General features: G+C 64.1%; 12 protein-coding genes. 11 read left to right on the top strand and 1 reads right to left on the bottom strand.

The genetic code is table 11. The features are described 5' to 3' along the window. Nucleotides 1–219 precede the first annotated feature (219 nt). The 6 genes from K7G82_RS03110 to K7G82_RS03135 all read left to right on the top strand — a co-directional run bounded on the left by K7G82_RS03110 (nt 220) and on the right by K7G82_RS03135 (nt 9,681). Complete coding sequence (locus K7G82_RS03110; protein WP_222988334.1) at nt 220–1,299, top strand: dipeptidase; 1,080 nt, start codon at nt 220–222, stop codon at nt 1,297–1,299. Then, nucleotides 1,296–2,483 (top strand): serine hydrolase domain-containing protein, encoded by a 1,188-nt coding sequence (locus K7G82_RS03115; protein WP_222988335.1) that lies wholly within the window; start codon nt 1,296–1,298, stop codon nt 2,481–2,483. The genes K7G82_RS03110 and K7G82_RS03115 overlap by 4 nt, the downstream gene beginning before the upstream one ends. Before the next feature lie 3 nt (nt 2,484–2,486). Next, nucleotides 2,487–3,884 (top strand): alanine/glycine:cation symporter family protein, encoded by a 1,398-nt coding sequence (locus K7G82_RS03120; protein WP_222988336.1) that lies wholly within the window; start codon nt 2,487–2,489, stop codon nt 3,882–3,884. Further along, entirely contained in the window at nt 3,881–4,903 is a 1,023-nt protein-coding gene (locus K7G82_RS03125; RefSeq protein WP_222988337.1) for a D-cysteine desulfhydrase family protein, read from the top strand. Before K7G82_RS03120 ends, K7G82_RS03125 begins: the two co-directional genes overlap by 4 nt. Continuing rightward, nucleotides 4,900–6,483 carry an N-acyl-D-amino-acid deacylase family protein gene (locus K7G82_RS03130; RefSeq protein WP_222988338.1) on the top strand — a complete coding sequence of 528 codons (1,584 nt, stop codon included), beginning with the start codon at nt 4,900–4,902 and terminating at the stop codon, nt 6,481–6,483. Before K7G82_RS03125 ends, K7G82_RS03130 begins: the two co-directional genes overlap by 4 nt. 300 nt (nt 6,484–6,783) lie before the next feature. After that, nucleotides 6,784–9,681: a TonB-dependent receptor domain-containing protein gene (locus K7G82_RS03135; protein WP_222988339.1), complete on the top strand. Its 2,898-nt coding sequence runs from the start codon at nt 6,784–6,786 to the stop codon at nt 9,679–9,681. 215 nt (nt 9,682–9,896) lie between these two features. Here the strand turns inward: K7G82_RS03135 and glpD are convergent, their stop codons facing one another. Beyond that, nucleotides 9,897–11,360 carry a glycerol-3-phosphate dehydrogenase gene (gene glpD, locus K7G82_RS03140; protein WP_222988340.1) on the bottom strand — a complete coding sequence of 488 codons (1,464 nt, stop codon included), beginning with the start codon at nt 11,358–11,360 and terminating at the stop codon, nt 9,897–9,899. Nucleotides 11,361–11,489: 129 nt separating this feature from the next. Here glpD and K7G82_RS03145 point away from each other — a divergent pair, with 129 nt between their 5' ends. From K7G82_RS03145 to trxB, 5 genes are all read left to right on the top strand, one after another. Then, the gene (locus tag K7G82_RS03145; RefSeq protein ID WP_222988341.1) at nt 11,490–13,772 is read left to right on the top strand and encodes a ribonuclease R family protein; all 2,283 of its coding nucleotides are present in this window, start codon (nt 11,490–11,492) and stop codon (nt 13,770–13,772) included. Between the two features lie 49 nt (nt 13,773–13,821). Next, complete coding sequence (gene sorA / locus K7G82_RS03150) at nt 13,822–15,024, top strand: SorA family sulfite dehydrogenase catalytic subunit (RefSeq protein ID WP_343228512.1); 1,203 nt, start codon at nt 13,822–13,824, stop codon at nt 15,022–15,024. Then, complete coding sequence (sorB, locus tag K7G82_RS03155; protein ID WP_222988343.1) at nt 15,021–15,326, top strand: SorB family sulfite dehydrogenase c-type cytochrome subunit; 306 nt, start codon at nt 15,021–15,023, stop codon at nt 15,324–15,326. Before sorA ends, sorB begins: the two co-directional genes overlap by 4 nt. A gap of 230 nt (nt 15,327–15,556) precedes the next feature. Beyond that, nucleotides 15,557–17,623: a TonB-dependent receptor gene (locus K7G82_RS03160; protein ID WP_222988344.1), complete on the top strand. Its 2,067-nt coding sequence runs from the start codon at nt 15,557–15,559 to the stop codon at nt 17,621–17,623. Between the two features lie 375 nt (nt 17,624–17,998). Continuing rightward, on the top strand, nt 17,999–18,958 hold the full coding sequence (gene trxB / locus K7G82_RS03165; protein WP_222988345.1) for a thioredoxin-disulfide reductase: 960 nt from the start codon (nt 17,999–18,001) through the stop codon (nt 18,956–18,958). Nucleotides 18,959–19,097: the final 139 nt, after the last annotated feature.

Consider the following 19,097-nt stretch of genomic DNA (forward strand, 5'->3'; position numbering starts at 1 on the left):
ATGAATGTAGCCCGATAGTCCGGTCCGTTTGCCCTTCGATCTCGCGCGCATAATTCTCAATCAGATAACTTGACATTGAAGCGCTGGCCGGTAGATTTACAATCTGAAAAAATGGATCCAAGATCCATGATCTGATTCGGCGGTAAAGGGGGGCTTGTGTCGTACGGACGCTTCAATTCCGGCCTGGGGGCGGTTGCCCCGATGCGCCGGCGCGATGCCTTGGCTGCATTCGCGGCGTTTGCATGCGTTGGAACCGCGCATGGCGCGGCCGCGAAAAAGTCCGGCCCCTATGTCGACGGGATGAGTTTCCTGCCCGACAATCCGGCTGACCTTCGCGCCTCGGGGCTCGATGCGTTCATCTGCGATGTCTCCAAGGGCAAGATGGACACGGATGCCGCGGGCAACAGTTTCTATCACCGTACCTTCGAGCTGTGCGACGAAAGCATCGCCGCCGCGGCCGCGCGGATCAGATCCGATTTTCCGGGGCTGGGTGTCGCGCTGAGAGGCGCGGACCTCGCGGCCGGCCGGCCCGTCGCCATCTTCCAGTTCCAGGGATGCGAGCCGATCGGGACCGACCTGTCGCGCATCGCCTATTTCCGCGAGAAGTCGCTGCGCATCCTTCAACTCACCCATAACGAAAGCAACGCCTTCGCGACCGCCTATACCGACGAACGCAGCGGCGTCGGCCTGTCGCCGCTCGGCATCGAGGGCGTGCGTGAAATGAACCGCGTCGGCTTGATCCCCGATGTGTCGCACGCGTCGGAGGCGACCGCGCTCGAAACCGTGAAATTGTCGAAGACGCCGACGATCCTGTCGCATGGCGCCTGCCGCGCGCTGCTCGACCATCCGCGCGCCGCGACCGACAGGATGATCCGCGCCGTCGCGGAAAGCGGCGGCGTGTTCGGCGTCTTCATGATGAGCTTCTGGCTGACCGAGGCGCCGGTGCCGACGCCGGACCATTATGTCGCGCATATCCGCCATGCCGTGAAGCTGGCGGGCATCGACGCGGTCGGCATCGCCAATGACTATGCGATGGAAGGGCTGCAATTCGACGGGCGTCCGTTCGACAACAGCCGCGATATGCCGGGCAGCTATCATGGCTGGTGGGAAGGCAATCGCAAGCGCGGCATTCCGGGGTTCGGACCGCTGCCGCAGCATGCGGTGATCCCCGAACTGAACACGATCGACCGCATGGCGCTGATTCATCGCGCGCTGCTGCGCGGCGGATTCAAACCCCGGGAGGCCGACAAGATCATGGGCGGCAACTGGACCCGCTTCTTCAAGGAGACACTGCGATGATCGTTCGGATGCCCGCACTTGCCGCCGCAATCTGCCTGGTCGCGGTGCCCGTCCCGGCGGTCGCCCAGTCTGTCGACCGGACCTGGGCCGACATCGCCGCCGCTTATGACGCCGATCTTAAGGCGGAAGGCACGATCGGGTCGAGCATGGCGGTGACCCGGAACGGCAAGCTGGTGAAAGAGGTCTATTATGGCCTTGCCGATCGCGACGCCGGCCGCAAGGTCGATGCCGATACCTTGTTCCACTGGGCGTCGATCAGCAAGATGTTCACCGCGATCGCGGTGCTCCAGCTCCGCGATCGCGGGAAGCTGTCGCTCGACGACAGGATCATCGACTATCTGCCCGAGACCAGGCAGATCCATAACCGGTTCGGGCCTATGTCGGGCATCACGCTCCGTCATCTGATCACCCATAGTTCGGGCTTGCGGGGCGCCACCTTCCCATGGCGCGGCGACAATGACTGGGCGCCGCACGAGCCCGCCAAATGGTCGCAGGTGGCGGCGATGATGCCCTATACCGAGATCGAGTTCGAGCCGGGCTCGAAGTTCAGCTACTCCAACCCCGGTACCTCGATGCTGGGCCGTGTCGTCGAGGAAATCACCGGCGACGATATCGAGAGCTACGTCACCAAGAATATCCTGATGCCGCTCGGCATGTCGCGCAGCTATTACGACAAGACGCCCTATTTCCTGTTGCCGCACCGTTCGAACAATTATTACATCACCAAGGGCGCGGTGAAGGCCAACGGGCTCGAGGTCGATACCGGCGCCACCAACGGCAATGGCGGCTTGAACGGTCCGCTCTCCGACCTGCTGAAATTCGCGCATTTCCTGCTCGGCGTGAATGACAACGGCAATTACGAAACGGTGCTCAGCCGGAAATCGCTGCTCGAGATGCGCCAGCCGCTGTTCGCCGCCGAGGACGATCGCGTGCCCAACCAGCAGATGGGGCTCAGCACCTTCACCATCGATCAGCCGGTGCCGGACGGCCGTACCCTGCGCTTCGTCGGCCATACAGGCGGGCAAATGGGTTTCGCGACCTTCGTCTACATTCAGCCGGAGAGCAATGTGGCGGTGGTGTTCGGATCGAACACGCGCAGTTCGGACGTGCAGCGAAAGTCGGATGTCTTCTCGAAGACTCGCAACGCGCTGTTCACGCGTTTCGTACCGCTGATCGGCCGCTGAACCATGCTGCTTGCGCTCGAACGACAGGTGACCGCGCTGGCGGAGTGGGTGTGGGATCTTCCGCTCCTGCTGTTGCTGACGGGCGGCGGCCTGTATTTCCTGCTGGTCTCGCGCCTGTTGCCGTTCCGTCATGTCGGCCAGTCGCTGCGTGTGCTGAGCGGGCGTTACGATCGCGCCGACGATCCGGGGCAGATCAACCATTATCATGCATTGTCGATCACGCTGGCGGCGACGATCGGCATGGGCAGCGTGTCGGGCGTGGCGGTCGCCATCGCGATGGGCGGCCCGGGCACGATCTTCTGGATGTGGGTGTCGGCGATCGTCGGCATGGCGACCAACTATTTCACCTGCACGCTGGCGGTGATGTATCGCGGCCGGGACTCCCTGGGCGAACTCCAGGGCGGGCCGATGTATGTGATCACCGAGGGGCTCGGCCGGCGCTGGTGGCCGCTTGCCGCGCTCTTCTGCGTGACCGGCATGTTCGGCTGCCTGCCGATCTTCAACGCCAATCAATTGACCCAGGCGATCCAGGTTCTCGGGCTGGAGCCGGCCGGTCTGGCAATGGGCGCCGGCGGTGATCTCGTGATCGGACTGGTGCTCGCCGCGATGGCCGCGGCCGTGATCTTCGGCGGGCTCAGCCGGATCAGCCAGGTCGCGGCGGCGCTCGTTCCCGCAATGGTCGGCGTCTATTTTCTGGCGGTCCTCGGGATCCTGATCGCGCATGCCGACGTGGTGCCGCACTATCTTTCGCTGATCGTCACCGATGCGTTCCGCGCCGACTATTATGAGGGAGAGGCGATGTTCGGCGGTGCTCTGGGCGGGCTGATCGTTCTCGGCGCGCGGCGCGCATCTTTTTCGAACGAGGCCGGGATCGGCACCGCCGCGCTTGCCTACGGTGCGGCCAAGACCTCCGAACCGGTCCATGAAGGGCTGGTGGCGATGCTGTCGCCGGTGGTCGATACGCTTGTCGTCTGCACTCTGACCGGCCTTGCGATCCTGGTGACCGACGCCTGGAAGGTGGAGGGGCTCAACGGCGTGCTGATGACCGCCCGTGCGTTCAGCGATACCTATCCGGCTTTCGGCGGCGCCTTGCTGCTCATTTGCATCCTCGCCTTCGGCCTGGCGACGCTGTTCAGCTATTCCTATTTCGGGATGAAGTGCTTTTCCTTCCTGTTCGGGGCGCGGGTGAAGGGCGCCTATAACGGCTTCTATATCGCCAGCATCGCGGTGGGGGCGGCATCGACCACCGCGCTGATCATCGGCTTCATCGACATCATGTTCGCGCTGATGGCGGTTCCCACGATGGTTTCGGGCTTGTTGCTGTCTCGCCGGGTCATGGCGGAAACGCGAGCCTATTTTGCACGCGCCCATGCCGGATCGGAACAGGGAGCGGCGCAATGAGTCTCGATCTTTCACCCTTTGCGCGGCTGCCGCTCGCGCATCTGCCGACGCCGCTCGAACGACTGAGCGCATTGACCGGCGATGCCTGGGGTGTCCGGCTGTTCGTCAAGCGCGACGACTGCACCGGGCTGGGCTTTGGCGGCAACAAGACCCGCAAGCTGGAATTCACGCTTGGGCATGCACTGGCGGCCGGGGCGACGACGCTCATCACCAGCGGTGCCTGGCAGTCCAACCATGTGCGCCAGACCGCGGCGGCGGCGGCGCGGACGGGGCTGAATTGCCATGTCGTCATCAGCGACGCGGTGGGGCGCGAAACGGAAGCCTATTGCGCGTCCGGCAACATGCTTCTCCACGGCCTGTTCGGCGCGCATCTGCATCTGGCCGAGGATGACGGCGATGCCACGACCCGCTGCATGGATCGGCTGGCGAACGAAGCGATGGCGCGTGGAGAGACACCCTATATCGTGCCGCTCGGCGCCTCGGACGGCATCGGGTCGCTCGGCTATGCCGAATGCGCGCGCGAGCTTCTGGCGCAATGCGAAGCGCAGTCGGTCGCACCGACGGCAATCGTGCTGGCGACGGGCAGTGGCGGCACCCATGCAGGGTTGCTCGCCGGATTGCGGCTATTGGGATCGCGTGTCCGCGTTATCGGCATCTCGGTCAGTGAACCCGCCGATGTGAAATTCGACAAGGTACGCGGGATCGCCGATGCGATGCTCGACCTGTGCGGCGCGTCGCGGGGCACCGTCAGCGACACGGATATCGTCGTACTCGACGATTATACCGGCCCCGGCTACGCGATACCGACGGAGGAGGCGAACCAGGCCATCCGCACGCTTGCCGCGCGTGAAGGGCTGCTGGTCGACCCGGTCTATACGGCCAAGGCGCTGGCCGGGCTGCTGGATCTGCTCGAGCGCGGAAGGCTGACCGGTGACGTCGTGTTCCTCCACACCGGAGGGACGCCGGCACTGTTCGCCTATGCCGACGAATTCCCCCTGACAAAGGCCACATGCCCATGACACTGACCCGTGTGATCGCCCTTGCCTTGCTCGCCGCCGCGCCCTCGACGCTGATGGCGCAGGATCTCGCCTCTGCGATCAGGGATGCGGGGGGCAGTTTCGACCTGATGATCGAGGATGCGATGCTGGTCGATGGCACCGGCGCGGCGCCGATCCAGGCTGATATCCTGGTGGAGGGCGACAGGATCGCCTTTATCGGGGATGTGCCGAAGGGCGCGGCCAGGGCGGATCGGACGATCGCGGCGGCGGGGCGGACGGTTTCGCCGGGCTTCATCGATACCCATACCCATGCCAATCCGCTGGCGGATTCTTTCGACGGCTTCCTGGCGATGGGCGTGACCACGGTGATCCTGGGGCAGGACGGCCGCAGTGCGAACATCACGACAAGCGATGCGCCGTCGTCGCCCGAACGCGATCTCGGCGAGTGGCTGGGCAAGGTGGAGGCCAAGGGCGTCCAGCTCAACGTCGCGGTGCTGACGGGGCACGGGACGATCCGGCATCTGGCGGGTATTCCCGACTCCGCGCGGGGGCTGACGGCGGAGCAGCAGACCCGCATGAACGCCATTCTGATCGACGAATTGCGCGCGGGCAGTTTCGGCCTGTCGACGGGCCTTGAATATGTGCCCGGCCGTTATGCCGAGACCGCCGAACTGGTGCCGCTCGCGAAGCTCGTCGCCGATGCCGAGGGCGTGATCATCAGCCATATGCGGACCGAGGATGACGGGCAGGTCGAAGGCGCGGTGCAGGAACTGGTCGATTACGGCGCCAATGCCCGCATCCAGGCTTCGCATCTCAAGATCGTCTTCGGCAAGGGGCCGGAAACCGCACAGCGGCTGCTGTCCTTCATCACCGAAAAGCAGCGGGGCGGCGCACGGCTGTCGGCCGATGTCTATCCTTACACCGCCGGCTATGGCGGACTGGGCCTGATCTTTCCCGAATGGGCGCTTTCTCCCGCCAATTACACGGATGTTGTGAAGACACGCCGGGCGGAACTGCTTGCCTATCTGAAGGCGCGGATGACCAAAAGGGGCGGGCCGGGCGCCTTGCTGTTCGGTTCGCCGCCGCTTGCCGGAAAGACGCTGGCCGATATTTCCGCCGAACAGGGCAAGCCGTTCGAGGAGGTGCTGCTGGCACTTGGCCCCGACGGTGCGCATGGCGCGCATTTCATCATGGACGAAGCTGTGCAGGACCTGCTGGTCGCGAGCCCGCTTACCGCCATCTCCACCGATGGAGGCCCTTCGATCCGCCACCCGCGCGGCACCGGCACCTATGCCCGGCTGATCGAGCATTATGTGGAAGGAACCCGGGCACTGACCTTGCAGGAAGCGGTGCGCAAGAGCAGCAGTCTGCCCGCCGCCGCGATGGGCTTCAGCGATCGCGGCATCGTGCGCGTGGGGGCCAAGGCCGATCTGCTGTTGTTCGATCCTGCCAAGGTGCGCGCGAAATCGGATTATCTGAAACCCTATGAACTCGCGCAGGGCTTCGACGTCGTCATCGTGAACGGCCGGGTGGCGCGAGAAAATGGGGCAACGAGTGTCGGGCGGCACGGAAAGGTTCTGCGCCGCACGCAATCGAGGTGACGAGTCCAAGCTGAAGACGTGGGGCAGCCACGCATGTCGGAGAGTGATGTCTGGAGCATCTTCGGGCCAGGTGGGCGCACCTTGCGGCATCGAAGACGCTGGAGCTGAAGGAATCCGGGGTGTCCGGCGATCCGGCATGATCGTCTGCCGCCACGGGAAAGCAATCGTCCGGTCGCGGGCGACTTCTGATCTGAATTGCAACGCTCCGGGCGGCAGCTTCGGGGAGGGCGGATCCGTGCGCATGCGCGGGACGGAAGCCCTGCTGCGTGCCGCCTCGGTCAATAAAGGGGACTTCAGACTATGCGTACGAAACTGACCAAGGCCAGGTTGCTGGCGAATGGCGCGGCGGTGGTCGTGGCGATCGGCTCGGCGAGCCCGCTGCTTGCGCAGAGCGATGCCGGCGCTGCCGATACCGCCGAATCCACCGACGCCATCGTGGTGACGGGATCGCGCATCGCGCGACCCGACATCGATGCCAATATCCCGATCGCCGTAATCAATTCCGCCGCGCTGGAACAGGACGGCGCGTCGAACATCCAGGACGTGCTGCGTGAAATGCCGCAGGTCGGCATCGGCACGACGCGCTCCAATTCGAACTTCTCGGCCACGGGCAACGGTGCGGCGTCGGTCGATCTGCGCAACCTCGGCCCCAGCCGCACGCTCGTGCTGGTCAACGGACGTCGTTTCGTCGCCGGATTCGCGGGCACGTCGGCGGTCGACCTCAACAATATCCCGACCGATTTCGTCGAACGCGTCGAGGTCGTGACGGGCGGCACCTCCGCCATCTACGGTTCGGACGCGGTCGCGGGCGTCGTCAATTTCGTGCTCAAGGACAAGATCGACGGCATCACCGCCCGCGCCGAATATGGCCTGACCTCGCGGGGCGACAATCCGCGCTATCTGGTGAGCGTCACCGGGGGAACGAGCTGGGGCGCCGACGATCGCGGTCGCATCGCGCTCAATTTCACGCATGAATCGGACAAGGGGCTGCTCTCCAGGAACCGCGCCATCTCGCGCGAGGACCGCTCGCTCGCGCTGGTCGGCGTGCCGGCATATAGTTCCTATGCGCCGCAGGGCCGGTTCGATCTGCGCACCGCGACGGGAAGCGCCCAGGTCTTCACCTTCGACCAGAGCAATGCGCTCGTCATGGGTTTCCCGCAGTCGCTCGCCTATAACCGCAACTGGGATCGCCGCATCTCGCTGCCCGTGGAGCGCTATATCGCCTCGGCGAACCTGACCTATGAAATCGCGGACAAGCTCACGGCATTCGTCGAGCCGACCTATGGCAAGGTGAAGTCGTCGGCGCTCCTCGAAGCCTATTCGTTCGACTGGAGCTTCATCTACAAGAATGGCGAGCTCGGCATGCCGATCACCAACGCCTATATCCCGGCGTCGATCCAGACCCTGATCGCCTCGCGCAACGCGGACGCCGATCCCGCGAACGACATCAAGGCGATCCAGTTCCGGCGCCGTCAGAACGAGGTCTATAATCGCAGCAACGAGAATGAACGCGACACCTGGCGCGTCGCCGCCGGCCTGCGCGGATCCTTCGCGAACAACTGGAAATACGAACTCTCCTACGTCTTCGGCAGCATGAAGGACAGCACGACCACGCAGGATATCGACGCCCCCCGCTATCGCGCCGCGCTCGATTCGATCGTGGATAGCGCGACCAACCAGGTCGTCTGCCGCGATCCGGCCGCGCGTGCGGCGGGCTGCGTGCCGATCAACCTGTTCGGGTTCAACACGGTAACGCAGCCAGGCGCCGATTATGTGACGGTGCCGCGCTACGCGCACATCAAGAACACCCAGCATGTCGTCTCGGCCAGCTTGACCGGCAGCCTGCTGACCTTGCCCGCCGGCGATCTCGGCATCGCGCTCGGCGCCGAATATCGGAAGGAAAAAAGCTCGACCGACTGGGATCCGATCACCAATCGCGGCGACGGCACCGGCACCCGCTATGACGACCTTGTCGGCCAGTTCGACGTCAAGGAAGTGTTCGGCGAAATCAATGCGCCGATCCTCGCCGATCGCCCGGTCTTCGAATATCTGGGGGTCACAGCAGCCGCGCGCTATTCGGATTATTCGACGGTGGGTACGGTGCTGAGCTGGAATGCCGGCGTCGAATATGCGCCGATCCGGGGGCTTCGCTTCCGCGCCAACTACGCCGAGGCCAATCGCGCGCCCAATGTCGCGGAGCTTTACGCGAGCATCACGGGCGGCGCGAGCGGCGCGACGGTCATCGATCCATGCGCCGGTACGACGGCCACCAGCACCCGCCCGCAGGATGCGACCTGCCGCGCCATTCCGGGGCTGTTGCAGGAAGCGGCGGCGAATGGCGGCGCCTTCACCTATACCTCGTTCGATCTCAACTGGATGGGGATCACCGAGGGGGGCAATCCCAATCTGCGCGAGGAAACCGCCAAGACCCTGACCGTGGGCGCGGTGCTGACGCCGCGCGCACTGCCCGGTTTCAGCCTGTCGGTCGATTATTTCGACATCAAGATCGACGGCGCCGTGGGCTCGCTGCCCGCGCAGATCCTGGTCAATCGCTGCATCGAAACCGGTGATCCGGTCTATTGCAGCCAGATCCAGCGTTTCCCGACCGGCAAGCTCTACACCATGTCGACCACGTTGATGAACGTCGCGAGCATCAAGACGCGGGGGATCGATTTCAACCTGAACTATAGCCGTGCGCTGGGCTTGGCCGAGGACGACAATATCAGTGTGAACCTGCTCTACACGCGCCTGCTGGCGCTGGAGAAACAGTCATTCGCCGGTGGCCCGATCGAGGAGAATCTGGGGCAGCTCTATGCGGCAGGCCGCCTGGGCACGGGCTTCAAGAACAAAGCGAGCGCTCGTCTCGCCTATCGCTCCGGCGGGCTGACCGCGAGCTGGCAGGTCACCTATCTGGGCAAGATCCAAGATCGGCTGGGCTATGTCGCGAGCGGTGCGGACAAGGACTATCTCGAGGGGCTGAACCGTGTGGGCGACGTCTTCTATCATGACGTGCAGCTCCGCTACGCGATCGGCGAGAAGCGGAATTACGAGGCCTATCTTGGCGTCAACAACCTGTTCGACCGCAATCCGCCGCTCATTCCCGCGGGCTTCGCGTCGAGCGTGACGGGCGTGGAGACCGCCGATGTGTACGATCCCTATGGCCGCCGCTTCTATGCGGGTGTGCGCCTGAGGTTCTGACGGCGATCATGTCGTCCCCGGCGAAAGCCGGGGACGACGGATCACGTCTGATCAGGAGATATTATTCTTCGGGTCCGCACCACGGTCGCGGCGCATCCAGAGGAAAAGAAAGGTCGCCGCGACGATCAGCGTGGTGAAGATAACGATTGCTTCCGCGGTGTTCATGCCGGTGCCTCATCGATCTTGCTGGGACCATGACGCTAGCGGAGAAGGCGTTAACGAGTCTTAACGCTGTTTTCCCAAAATATTGTAAACGCGTCTCTTTCCTGGTCGGTCATATGCAGGCCGATCTTGCTTCGCCGCATCAGGCAATCTTCCGGGGTATGTGCCCATTCGCGGTCGCGCATCCAGCGTGCCTCGATCTCGGTGAAGCCGGCGCCGAAGTGCCGCCCCATGCCGGCCTCGTCCGTCACCTCGGCGAGAATTTCGTGCAGCAGCAGGCCGTAGCTCGCGGCCATGCGCGTCGCGCGTTGCTCGCCCAGGAACGGCCAGCGTGCCTGAACCTCGCGCAGGAATTGCGCCGGGGCGGGGATGGCGCCGCCCGGAAGAACGCGGGCGCGCGTCACCGGATGCGCCATGAAGCCCATCGCGGGCGCGAGTTTCGCAAGCGCATCCTCGGCGAGGTGCCGGGCAGTGGTGATCTTGCCGCCGAACACCGACAGCAAGGGCGCGCCATCGGCATCGAGTTCGAGGACATAGTCGCGCGTGACCGCCTTGCTCTCCGAAGCGCCATCGTCATAGAGCGGCCGCACGCCCGACCAGGTCGAAACGATATCGGCCTCCGCGATTTCCCGCATGAAGTAGCGATTGGCGGCGGCGATCAGATAGGCGCGCTCATCGGCGTCGATCCGTGCATCCTCGGGGCGTTCGACCGGAATGTCGGTGGTGCCGATCATCGTGAAGTCGCCCAGATAGGGGATGGCGAAGACGATCCGGCGATCGGGCTGCTGAAGCATATAGGCGTGATCGCCATCGAACAGGCGCGGGACGACGATATGGCTGCCCTTGATCAGCCGGATATGGGCCTGGGTGGTCGCGCCGAGTGTGTCCAGCGCCTGCGCGACCCATGGACCCGCGGCGTTGACGAGCGCGCGCGCCCGCACGGTCCGCCCATCGGACAATGTCGCCGTCCAGTCCTCGCCGTCGCGATGGGCGGAGAGCAGTGCGGTGCGCGTGGCGATCTCCGCGCCGGCATCGGCGGCATCCATCGCGTTGAAAAGCGTCAGCCGTGCATCATCGACGCGGCAGTCGGAATAGACGAAGCCCTTCGCCTTGCGTTTGAGCGGTGCGGTATAGGCCGTGTCGTTCGGTGACAGGCCGCGAGAGCGCGGCAGGCTGATCCGGCCGCCGATCCAGTCGTAGAGCAGCAGCCCCAGCCGCACGAGCAGCCAGGGGCGGACGGCATTCTCGTGCGGCAGCACGAAATGCATCGGCCGGATGATGTGGGGCGCCGCCTTCAACAGCAGCTCGCGTTCCTTCAGCGCCTCGCGGACCAGTCGGAATTCGTAATATTCCAGGTAACGCAGTCCGCCATGGATCAGCTTGGTCGAAGCGGACGAGGTATGGGCGGCCAGATCGTCCTTCTCGACGAGCAGGACGGACAGGCCGTTGAGCGCGGCTTCGCGTGCGATCGCGCAGCCGTTGATCCCGCCGCCGATGATCAGAAGATCCAAGGTCATCGGCTCTAGCATAGCGGGCTGGCCCACAGACGGAAGCATGTTTCTGGCAGCGCTGTCATAAGTTCCATTTTTCAATCCGGCCGCATGTGACGGGGTGACGCTGCGTCTTGCACTCTCTATCTCTGGGCCATGAAAAAACAAAAAAACCATGGCGGCCTTCCAAGCCGCGAACAGATTCTCAAATTCATCACCGACTCGTCCCAGCCCGCCGGCAAGCGCGAGATCGCCAAGGCTTTCGGGCTGAAGGGGCAGGAAAAGATCCTGCTCAAGGCTTTGCTCAAGGATATGGGCGATGAAGGTCTGATCGACAGCGCACCCGGCCGCGCTTTTCACAAGATGGGCGGCGTGCCCAAGGTGACGGTGCTCCGTGTCGTCGATGTCGACGATGACGGGCAGGCCTGGGCCGTGCCCGAGCGCTGGGAGGCCGAAGGGCCGGAACCCAGGCTGCGGATCAAGGAAAAGAGCCGCAAGGGCGCACTCGGCGTGGGGGACCGCGTGCTCGCGCGTACCGAGGAAGCGGGCAAGGGCTGGATCGCGCATCCGCTGAAACAGCTCGCCAGGGGCTCCGAACTGATGATGGGCGTGCTCCATGAAGAGGGCGGCCGATTGTGGCTCAAGGGGCTCGACAAGAAGGAACGGCGCGACATGCCCGTGTCCGATGCGGGCGATGCGGAGGCCGGCGATCTTGTGCTTGCGGAAAAGACCGGGCGGCCGCCACGGATCACCGCGCGCGTAACCCAAAGGCTGGGAGATCCCTTCGAACCGCGCAGCTTTTCGCTGATCGCGATCCACAAGCTAGGCATTCCGCACATCTTCGGCGATGAAGTGCTTGAGGAGGCGAAGCGCGTCGCCAGGCTCGATCTCGGCAAGGGGCGCGAGGATCTCCGCCACCTGCCGATCGTCGCGATCGATCCGGCGGACGCGCGCGACCATGACGATGCGGTCTGGGCCGCACCCGACGATGATCCGAAAAATCCGGGCGGGTGGAAGGCGATCGTCGCGATCGCCGATGTCAGCTTCTATGTGCGCCCCGGTTCGGCGCTCGATCGCGAGGCGAAGCGGCGCGGCAACAGCGTCTATTTCCCCGATCGGGTGGTGCCGATGCTGCCGGAGATCCTTTCGGCGGACGTCTGTTCGCTCAAGGCGGGCGAAGATCGCGCCGCCATGGCCTGCCACCTGACGATCTCGAAACAGGGTGAGATCAAGGGCTGGCGTTTCACGCGCGCGGTCGTCCGGCTGGCGGCGAACATTCCTTACGAGAATGCCCAGGCGGCGATCGATGCCGTCGCGGAAGAAAGGGGCGAGCCGGCATCGTCGCCGTGCAGCCTCGATCCCGCCGATCTGGCGACGCATGGCGTGAGCCCGGAATTGGTCAGGGATGCGTTGCTGCCGCTGTGGGCCTGCTGGAAAACGCTGTACGCCGCGCGCGAGAAACGTGCGCCGCTCGATCTCGACCTGCCCGAGCGCAGGATCGCCCTGGACGAGAAGGGACGCATCCTCTCCGTCGCGCCGCGCGAGCGGCTCGATGCGCACAAGCTGATCGAGGATTATATGATCGCCGCCAATGTGGCGGCCGCCAAGGCGCTCGAAGCGAAGAAGGCGCCGGTCATGTATCGCGTCCATGAGCCGCCGGCGCGCGAGAAGCTGGTGGCGCTCAAGGAATATCTGAAGACCTTCGGGCTCGAATTCGCGCTGGGCCAGGTCATCCGTCCCGACACTTTCAACCATGTGATCCGCCGCCTCGGCGATTCCGATCACAAGCCGCAGGTGATGGAGCAGATCCTGCGCACCCAGACCCAGGCCTATTATGCGCCCGCGAACCATGGGCATTTCGGGCTGGCGCTGGGCAGCTATGCGCATTTCACCTCACCCATCCGCCGCTATTCCGATCTTGTCGTCCATCGCGCGCTGGTCGCGGCCTATGGGCTGGGCGAGGGGGCGCTCAGCGGCGACGAGGCGGCGACGATGGAGCGGACGGGCGAACATATCAGCCTGCTCGAACGCCGTGCGATGGAAGCGGAACGCGATACCGTCGATCGCTATGTCGCCGCCTATCTGAGCGAGAAGGTGGGCGAGATACTCGATGTGCGGATCACCGGCGTCCAGAATTTCGGTTTCTTCGCGACGGTGGAGGGACTGGGAGGGGACGGTCTGGTGCCCGTTCGCGATCTGGGCGGCGAATATTTCCGCTATGACGAGGCGACGCACAGCCTGACCGGCGAGGACAGCGAAACCGTCTATTCGTCAGGCATGCGGCTCAAGCTGAGGCTGGCGGAGGCCAATCCCGTCAACGGCGCGCTGCGCTTCGAGCTGCCGGAGGGGAAGGGCGCGCTTCCGCCCAAAGGCCCGCCGCGCGTGATCAAGCGTCGCGGTCGCCCGGCGAATATCCGGCATCAGGGACGCCGGCGCTAGCGATCCCGCTCTCGGGCGGTTATCAAATGCGGATCGATATCAAGGGACGATGATGCTGGAACGGCGACAACTCATGTTGGGAGCGGCAGGCGCGCTCGTTGCGGCATATGCGCGAAATCCGTCTTGGGCGGCGGATACCGTGACCCTGAATTTCGACAATGGTGAACGTCCGCTCGTCACCTATCCCGGCAAGCGCCCGATGATCGGACTGACTGCACGTCCGCCGCAACTGGAAACCCCATTCTCCGTATTCGGTGAAGGCGCGATCACGCCGAACGACGCTTTCTTCGTGCGCTATCATCTCGCCGATATTCCGCTGGAGATCGATCTCGATGCATATCGGCTGACGGTGGGGGGGCATGTCGCCACGTCGTTGTCGCTGTCGCTCGCCGAACTCAAGCGCATGGACACCGTCGAACTCGTCGCGGTCAATCAGTGTTCGGGCAACAGCCGGGGATTCGTCGAGCCGCGCGTCGGCGGTGGCCAACTCGGCAATGGCGCGATGGGGTGCGCGCGCTGGCGTGGCGTCGCGCTCAAGACGGTGCTCGATCGCGCCGGCGTCAAGCCCGGTGCTGTCCAGGTGACTTTCAACGGGCTCGACAATCCGCTGACGCCGGAAACCGCCGATTTCGTCAAGGCTCTCGACCTGGACCATGCACGCGACGGCGAGGTGATGCTGGCCTGGGGCATGAACGGCGAGGATCTGCCGTTCCTCAACGGCTTCCCCTTGCGGCTGGTGGTGCCAGGCCGCTTCGGGACCTATTGGGTCAAGCATCTGAGCGAGATCATGGTGCTCGACCAGCCGTTCGACGGCTATTGGATGAAGACCGCCTATCGCATTCCCGACAATGACTGCGCCTGCGTGCCGCCGGGCGGCAAGCCCGACAAGACGGTGCCGATCGGCCGGTTCAACGTCCGCTCGTTCATCACCAGCCATGCGGATGGCGCGGTCGTGGCTGCTGGACGCGATCTCGCGCTGAGGGGAATCGCCTTTGACGGCGGCAGCGGCATCGCCGAAGTCTCGGTTTCGGCGGATGGCGGCGCGAGCTGGCACAAGGCCGTGCTCGGTGAGGATCTGGGCCGTTATGCCTTTCGCGAATGGCGGGCGTTGCTGCCGCTGGCCGCGGGGGAGCACGTCCTGCTTGTCCGTGCGACCAGCTTGGGCGGCGAGACCCAGCCAATGGAACCACGCTGGAATCCGCCGGGCTATATGCGCAATGTCGTCGAACGGACGAAGGTGAAGGCGGCATGAGGCGGATGCTCTTGATCGCAGGCGCGGTGGCGCTGCTGGCTTCCGGGGCGGCCGTCGCGAAAGTGGTGACCTACGCGCTGCCTGAAGAGCGGGAGGCGGTCTTGCCGCCTGGGCCCGGGGCCGACCTGGTGGCCGCGCAGTGTGCCGCCTGCCATTCGCTCGATTATGTGCAGACCCAGCCGCGTGGCAAGGGCAAACCCTTCTGGGACGCTGCGGTGACCAAGATGGTCAAGGTATACGGCGCGCCGGTCTCGGCGGAGGATGGCGAAGCGATCGCCACCTATCTGGCCGAGCATTACTGATCCGGAGTGGATCCGGTTCAGATTGAACCGGATCGACTCCGGATATCCATTGTTGACCGTCGTTCCCGAGCCGGCAGCTGAGTCCACCTGCCTCGGAATCTGGATCCCGTTCCGAACGGTTCGTCGATCAGGGCCGCCGGTTCGCCGAAAGGTACGAAGCCTTGTCCCTTTTGGGATTGACATGATATATGGTCACATTAGGAGGGCGCGCGAATCCCTGAGGAGACGTCATGAAAACCTCGCTTTCCGCCATCGCCATCCTGCTCGCCACCACAGCGGTTCCCGCCCATGCCCAAGGCGACGATCAGCAGCATGGCGATCATGCCGATGCGCCCGAGATCGTCATCACCGCGCTCCAGCGCAATCGTGACGATCTTCTGTCCGGCACGTCGGTTCTGTCGGGAAGCGACCTGGCGGCGTCGCGGGCGACCAGTCTTGGCGATACGCTCGCGAAGCTTCCCGGTGTGACCGCTACGTCCTTCGGCCCCGCCGCATCGCGCCCGATCCTGCGCGGGCTTCAGGCCGATCGCATCCGCGTGCTGATCGACGGGATCGGCAGCTTCGATGCTTCGTCCTCGTCGGTCGATCATGCCGTGTCGATCAATCCGCTGACGGCGGAGCGGATCGAGGTTCTGCGCGGGCCGTCGGCGCTGCTTTACGGATCTTCCGCGATCGGCGGCGTGGTGAGCGTGGTCGACAACCGCATTCCGCGCCGCGTGCCCGAGGAAGGCGTGCATGTCCACGCCGATGCCGATTATGGCAGTGCGGCCGAGGAACGCCGTGCCGCAGCGGCGGGTGATGTGGCGCTGGGTGGCGGCTTTGTTGCGCATGTCGATGGAAGCTGGTCGAAATCCGATGATCTGCGCACCGGGGGGTATTTGCTCAGCCGCGCTTTGCGTGAGGAAGCGGCCGCATCGTCCAATGCCGAGATCCGCGAACTCGCCGACCTGAAGGGGAAACTGCCCAATACGGCTACCAAGGCCACCGAGGCGGCCTTCGGCGTCGCCTATATCGGCAGCGGCGGCAATATCGGCATTTCGGCGTCGCGCCTCGACAATCGCTATGGCGTACCGATCCGCTTCTCGCTCGATCCCGATGTCGAGGCGGAGGCGCCGACACTCGATGTTCGCCAATATCGCTTCGACCTGCGCGCGGAGATCACCCCGGCATCCGGATTCCTCGACGCGATCCGTCTGCGCGCGGGCCATGGCGACTATCGCCATTTCGAGATCGAGGACACCGGTGATATCGCCACCCGCTTCTACAACAAGGGGATCGAAGGGCGCCTGGAATTCTCGCAGCGCCGTCAGGGTGCGTGGAGCGGGGCGTTCGGTGCGCAGGTCGTGACGCGTGATTTCCGCGTCGTCGGCGAAGAGGCGTTCCTGCCGCCGACCAGCACCGAGCAAGCCGGCGTCTTCACCGTGCAGAATTTCGATTTCGGACGTCTTCGCGCGGAGATCGGCGGCCGTTACGAACATAGCAAGGTGCAGGCCAAAGCGAGCGACCAACTCGGTACGCCGCAGGCCGAGCGCAGTTTCGATACCTTCACCGCGTCGATCGGCGGCCTGTATGAGGTCGTCGACGGCGTACGCCTGGGCGTGAACCTGACGCATAGCGAACGCGCACCGACGGCCGAGGAACTGTTCGCCAACGGGCCGCACCTTGCCACCCAGGCGTTCGAAGTCGGCGATCCCGGCTTCGGCAAGGAAAAGAGCAATGGTGTCGAAGGCCTAATCCGTGCGCGCTTCGGTCGCGCGAACATCGAAATCTCCGCCTATTACAACGATTTCTCGAACTTCATCTACCAGACGCCGACCGGTGACCTGGAAGATGATCTGCCCGTTTATGCCTTCGCCTCGGCAGGCGCACGCCAATATGGCTTCGAGGCGGAGGCGAATGTGACGCTTGCCGAACTCGGCGCGGGCAAGATCGTCGGCGATGCGGTGATGGACCTGGTGCGCGTGAAGATCGACGGGCTGGGACCGGCACCTTTCATTCCGCCTTTCCGTGTGCTGGGCGGCCTGGAATATCAATCGGATCCGATTGTCGGCCGTATCGAGGTGGAGCGCGTCGCGAAACAGGATCGCATCGCCGCGTTCGAAACCGTGACGCCGGGCTATACGATGGCCAATGCCCGGATCGAATGGCGCCCCAAGGGGCCGGATGGTTTCCTGTCGCTGCGCCTGGCCGCCAACAACATCTTCGATGTCGAAGCACGCCGCCACAGTTCATTCCTGGCGGATTATGCGCCGCTGGCGGGCCGGGATATCCGTATCGGCGCCAGCATCCGTTTCTGAAGGTTCGATGGCGATCCCCGCAATAGCGAGAATATCCTCACATGGTTTTTGCGTGTCCTCGGGCGAGGGCCGGAATCTCCTGCTCCCCATCGAAGATTGACCTGGAGTGATTTGGTTGCCGGCCTTCGCCGGGGCGACGGCCCTTTTTGATGCATGCGCAAATCCGTATTCGTCTTTGCCTCGCGTCTTCCTGAAATGCAGCAGGCCAATGGCCTCCGCTTGAAATGATGTGAATCCTTAAGTGACGGTAATTCAATCGTTTTCAGGGAATGCTGGGAAAGATGCGAGTCCGGTAATGTGAATGGGAGGGCTTATTGCGAGTCGGGCGCCCAATCCCTATCTCCGAAGCCGTTCAATCGGGGATTCTCTTCAGATATGACTGCAACGCATTCCACCCGCATGCTCATTCTCGGCTCGGGGCCGGCAGGGCTTTCCGCCGCGATCTATGGCGCGCGCGCCGGCCTGTCGCCGATCGTCGTCCAGGGCATGCAGCCGGGCGGTCAGCTCACCATCACCACCGATGTCGAGAATTATCCCGGCTTTCGCGAGGTGATCCAGGGCCCGTGGCTGATGGAGGAGATGCAGGCCCAGGCCGAGCATGTCGGCACCCATTTCGTCTATGACCAGATCGTCGATGTCGACCTGTCCGAGCGACCGTTCCGCCTGCACGGCGACGGCGGCGCGGTCTATGTCGCGGATACGCTGGTGATCGCGACCGGCGCTCAGGCCAAGTGGCTGGGGCTTGAAAGCGAGCATCTGCTGCAGGGCAAGGGTGTTTCGGCCTGTGCCACCTGCGACGGGTTTTTCTATCGCGGCAAGAAGGTGGTCGTGATCGGCGGCGGCAACACCGCTGTCGAGGAAGCGCTGTATCTGACCAATCACAGCCATGACGTGACGTTGATCCATCGCCGCGACAGCCTGCGCGCGGAGAAGATCCTTCAGCAGCGGCTGTTCGCGCATCCCAATATCAAGGTGCTTTGGAACAAGAATGTCGAGCGTTTCGTGGGCGGGGGCAATCCCGAAGGGCTGGTCGGCGTCGATCTGATCGACACCGTGACCGGCGAGAAGAGCCATATCGAGACCGACGGCGCCTTCGTCGCGATCGGCCACAAACCGGCCACCGAATTGTTCGAGGGCAAACTCGAACTCGACGAGGGTTATCTGCTGGTCGAGAAGGGCACCAGTCGCACCGCGGTTCCCGGCGTGTTCGCAGCCGGCGATGTCACCGACAAGATCTATCGCCAGGCTGTGACGGCAGCCGGCATGGGCTGCATGGCCGCCCTCGATGCCGAAAAATTCCTGGCCGAAGCCGATTTCGAACTTGAAGTCGCCTGAAGCGCTGGCGGTTCGGCGGATGCATTGAAAAGGTCGGGATCGCGATAAAAAATATGGATATCGCCGGGGGGGGGGGGGGGGGGGGGGGGGGGGGGGGGGGGGCCCGGGGCGAAAAAATTTTGGTAGGGGGGGGTTGTAG

This window comes from Sphingomonas colocasiae (genome assembly GCF_019880585.1).
In the GTDB taxonomy this organism is placed as follows: domain Bacteria; phylum Pseudomonadota; class Alphaproteobacteria; order Sphingomonadales; family Sphingomonadaceae; genus Sphingobium_A; species Sphingobium_A colocasiae.

Bases quoted from the DNA above. Each gene is read 5' to 3' on its own strand.
- K7G82_RS03130 (WP_222988338.1), top strand. From the start codon at position 4,900: ATGACACTGACCCGTGTGATCGCCCTTGCCTTGCTCGCCGCCGCGCCC.
- K7G82_RS03135 (WP_222988339.1), top strand. From the start codon at position 6,784: ATGCGTACGAAACTGACCAAGGCCAGGTTGCTGGCGAATGGCGCGGCG.
- sorA (WP_343228512.1), top strand. From the start codon at position 13,822: ATGATGCTGGAACGGCGACAACTCATGTTGGGAGCGGCAGGCGCGCTC.
- K7G82_RS03145 (WP_222988341.1), top strand. From the start codon at position 11,490: ATGAAAAAACAAAAAAACCATGGCGGCCTTCCAAGCCGCGAACAGATT.
- trxB (WP_222988345.1), top strand. From the start codon at position 17,999: ATGACTGCAACGCATTCCACCCGCATGCTCATTCTCGGCTCGGGGCCG.
- K7G82_RS03120 (WP_222988336.1), top strand. From the start codon at position 2,487: ATGCTGCTTGCGCTCGAACGACAGGTGACCGCGCTGGCGGAGTGGGTG.
- sorB (WP_222988343.1), top strand. From the start codon at position 15,021: ATGAGGCGGATGCTCTTGATCGCAGGCGCGGTGGCGCTGCTGGCTTCC.
- K7G82_RS03125 (WP_222988337.1), top strand. From the start codon at position 3,881: ATGAGTCTCGATCTTTCACCCTTTGCGCGGCTGCCGCTCGCGCATCTG.
- K7G82_RS03160 (WP_222988344.1), top strand. From the start codon at position 15,557: ATGAAAACCTCGCTTTCCGCCATCGCCATCCTGCTCGCCACCACAGCG.
- K7G82_RS03115 (WP_222988335.1), top strand. From the start codon at position 1,296: ATGATCGTTCGGATGCCCGCACTTGCCGCCGCAATCTGCCTGGTCGCG.
- glpD (WP_222988340.1), bottom strand. From the start codon at position 11,360: ATGACCTTGGATCTTCTGATCATCGGCGGCGGGATCAACGGCTGCGCG.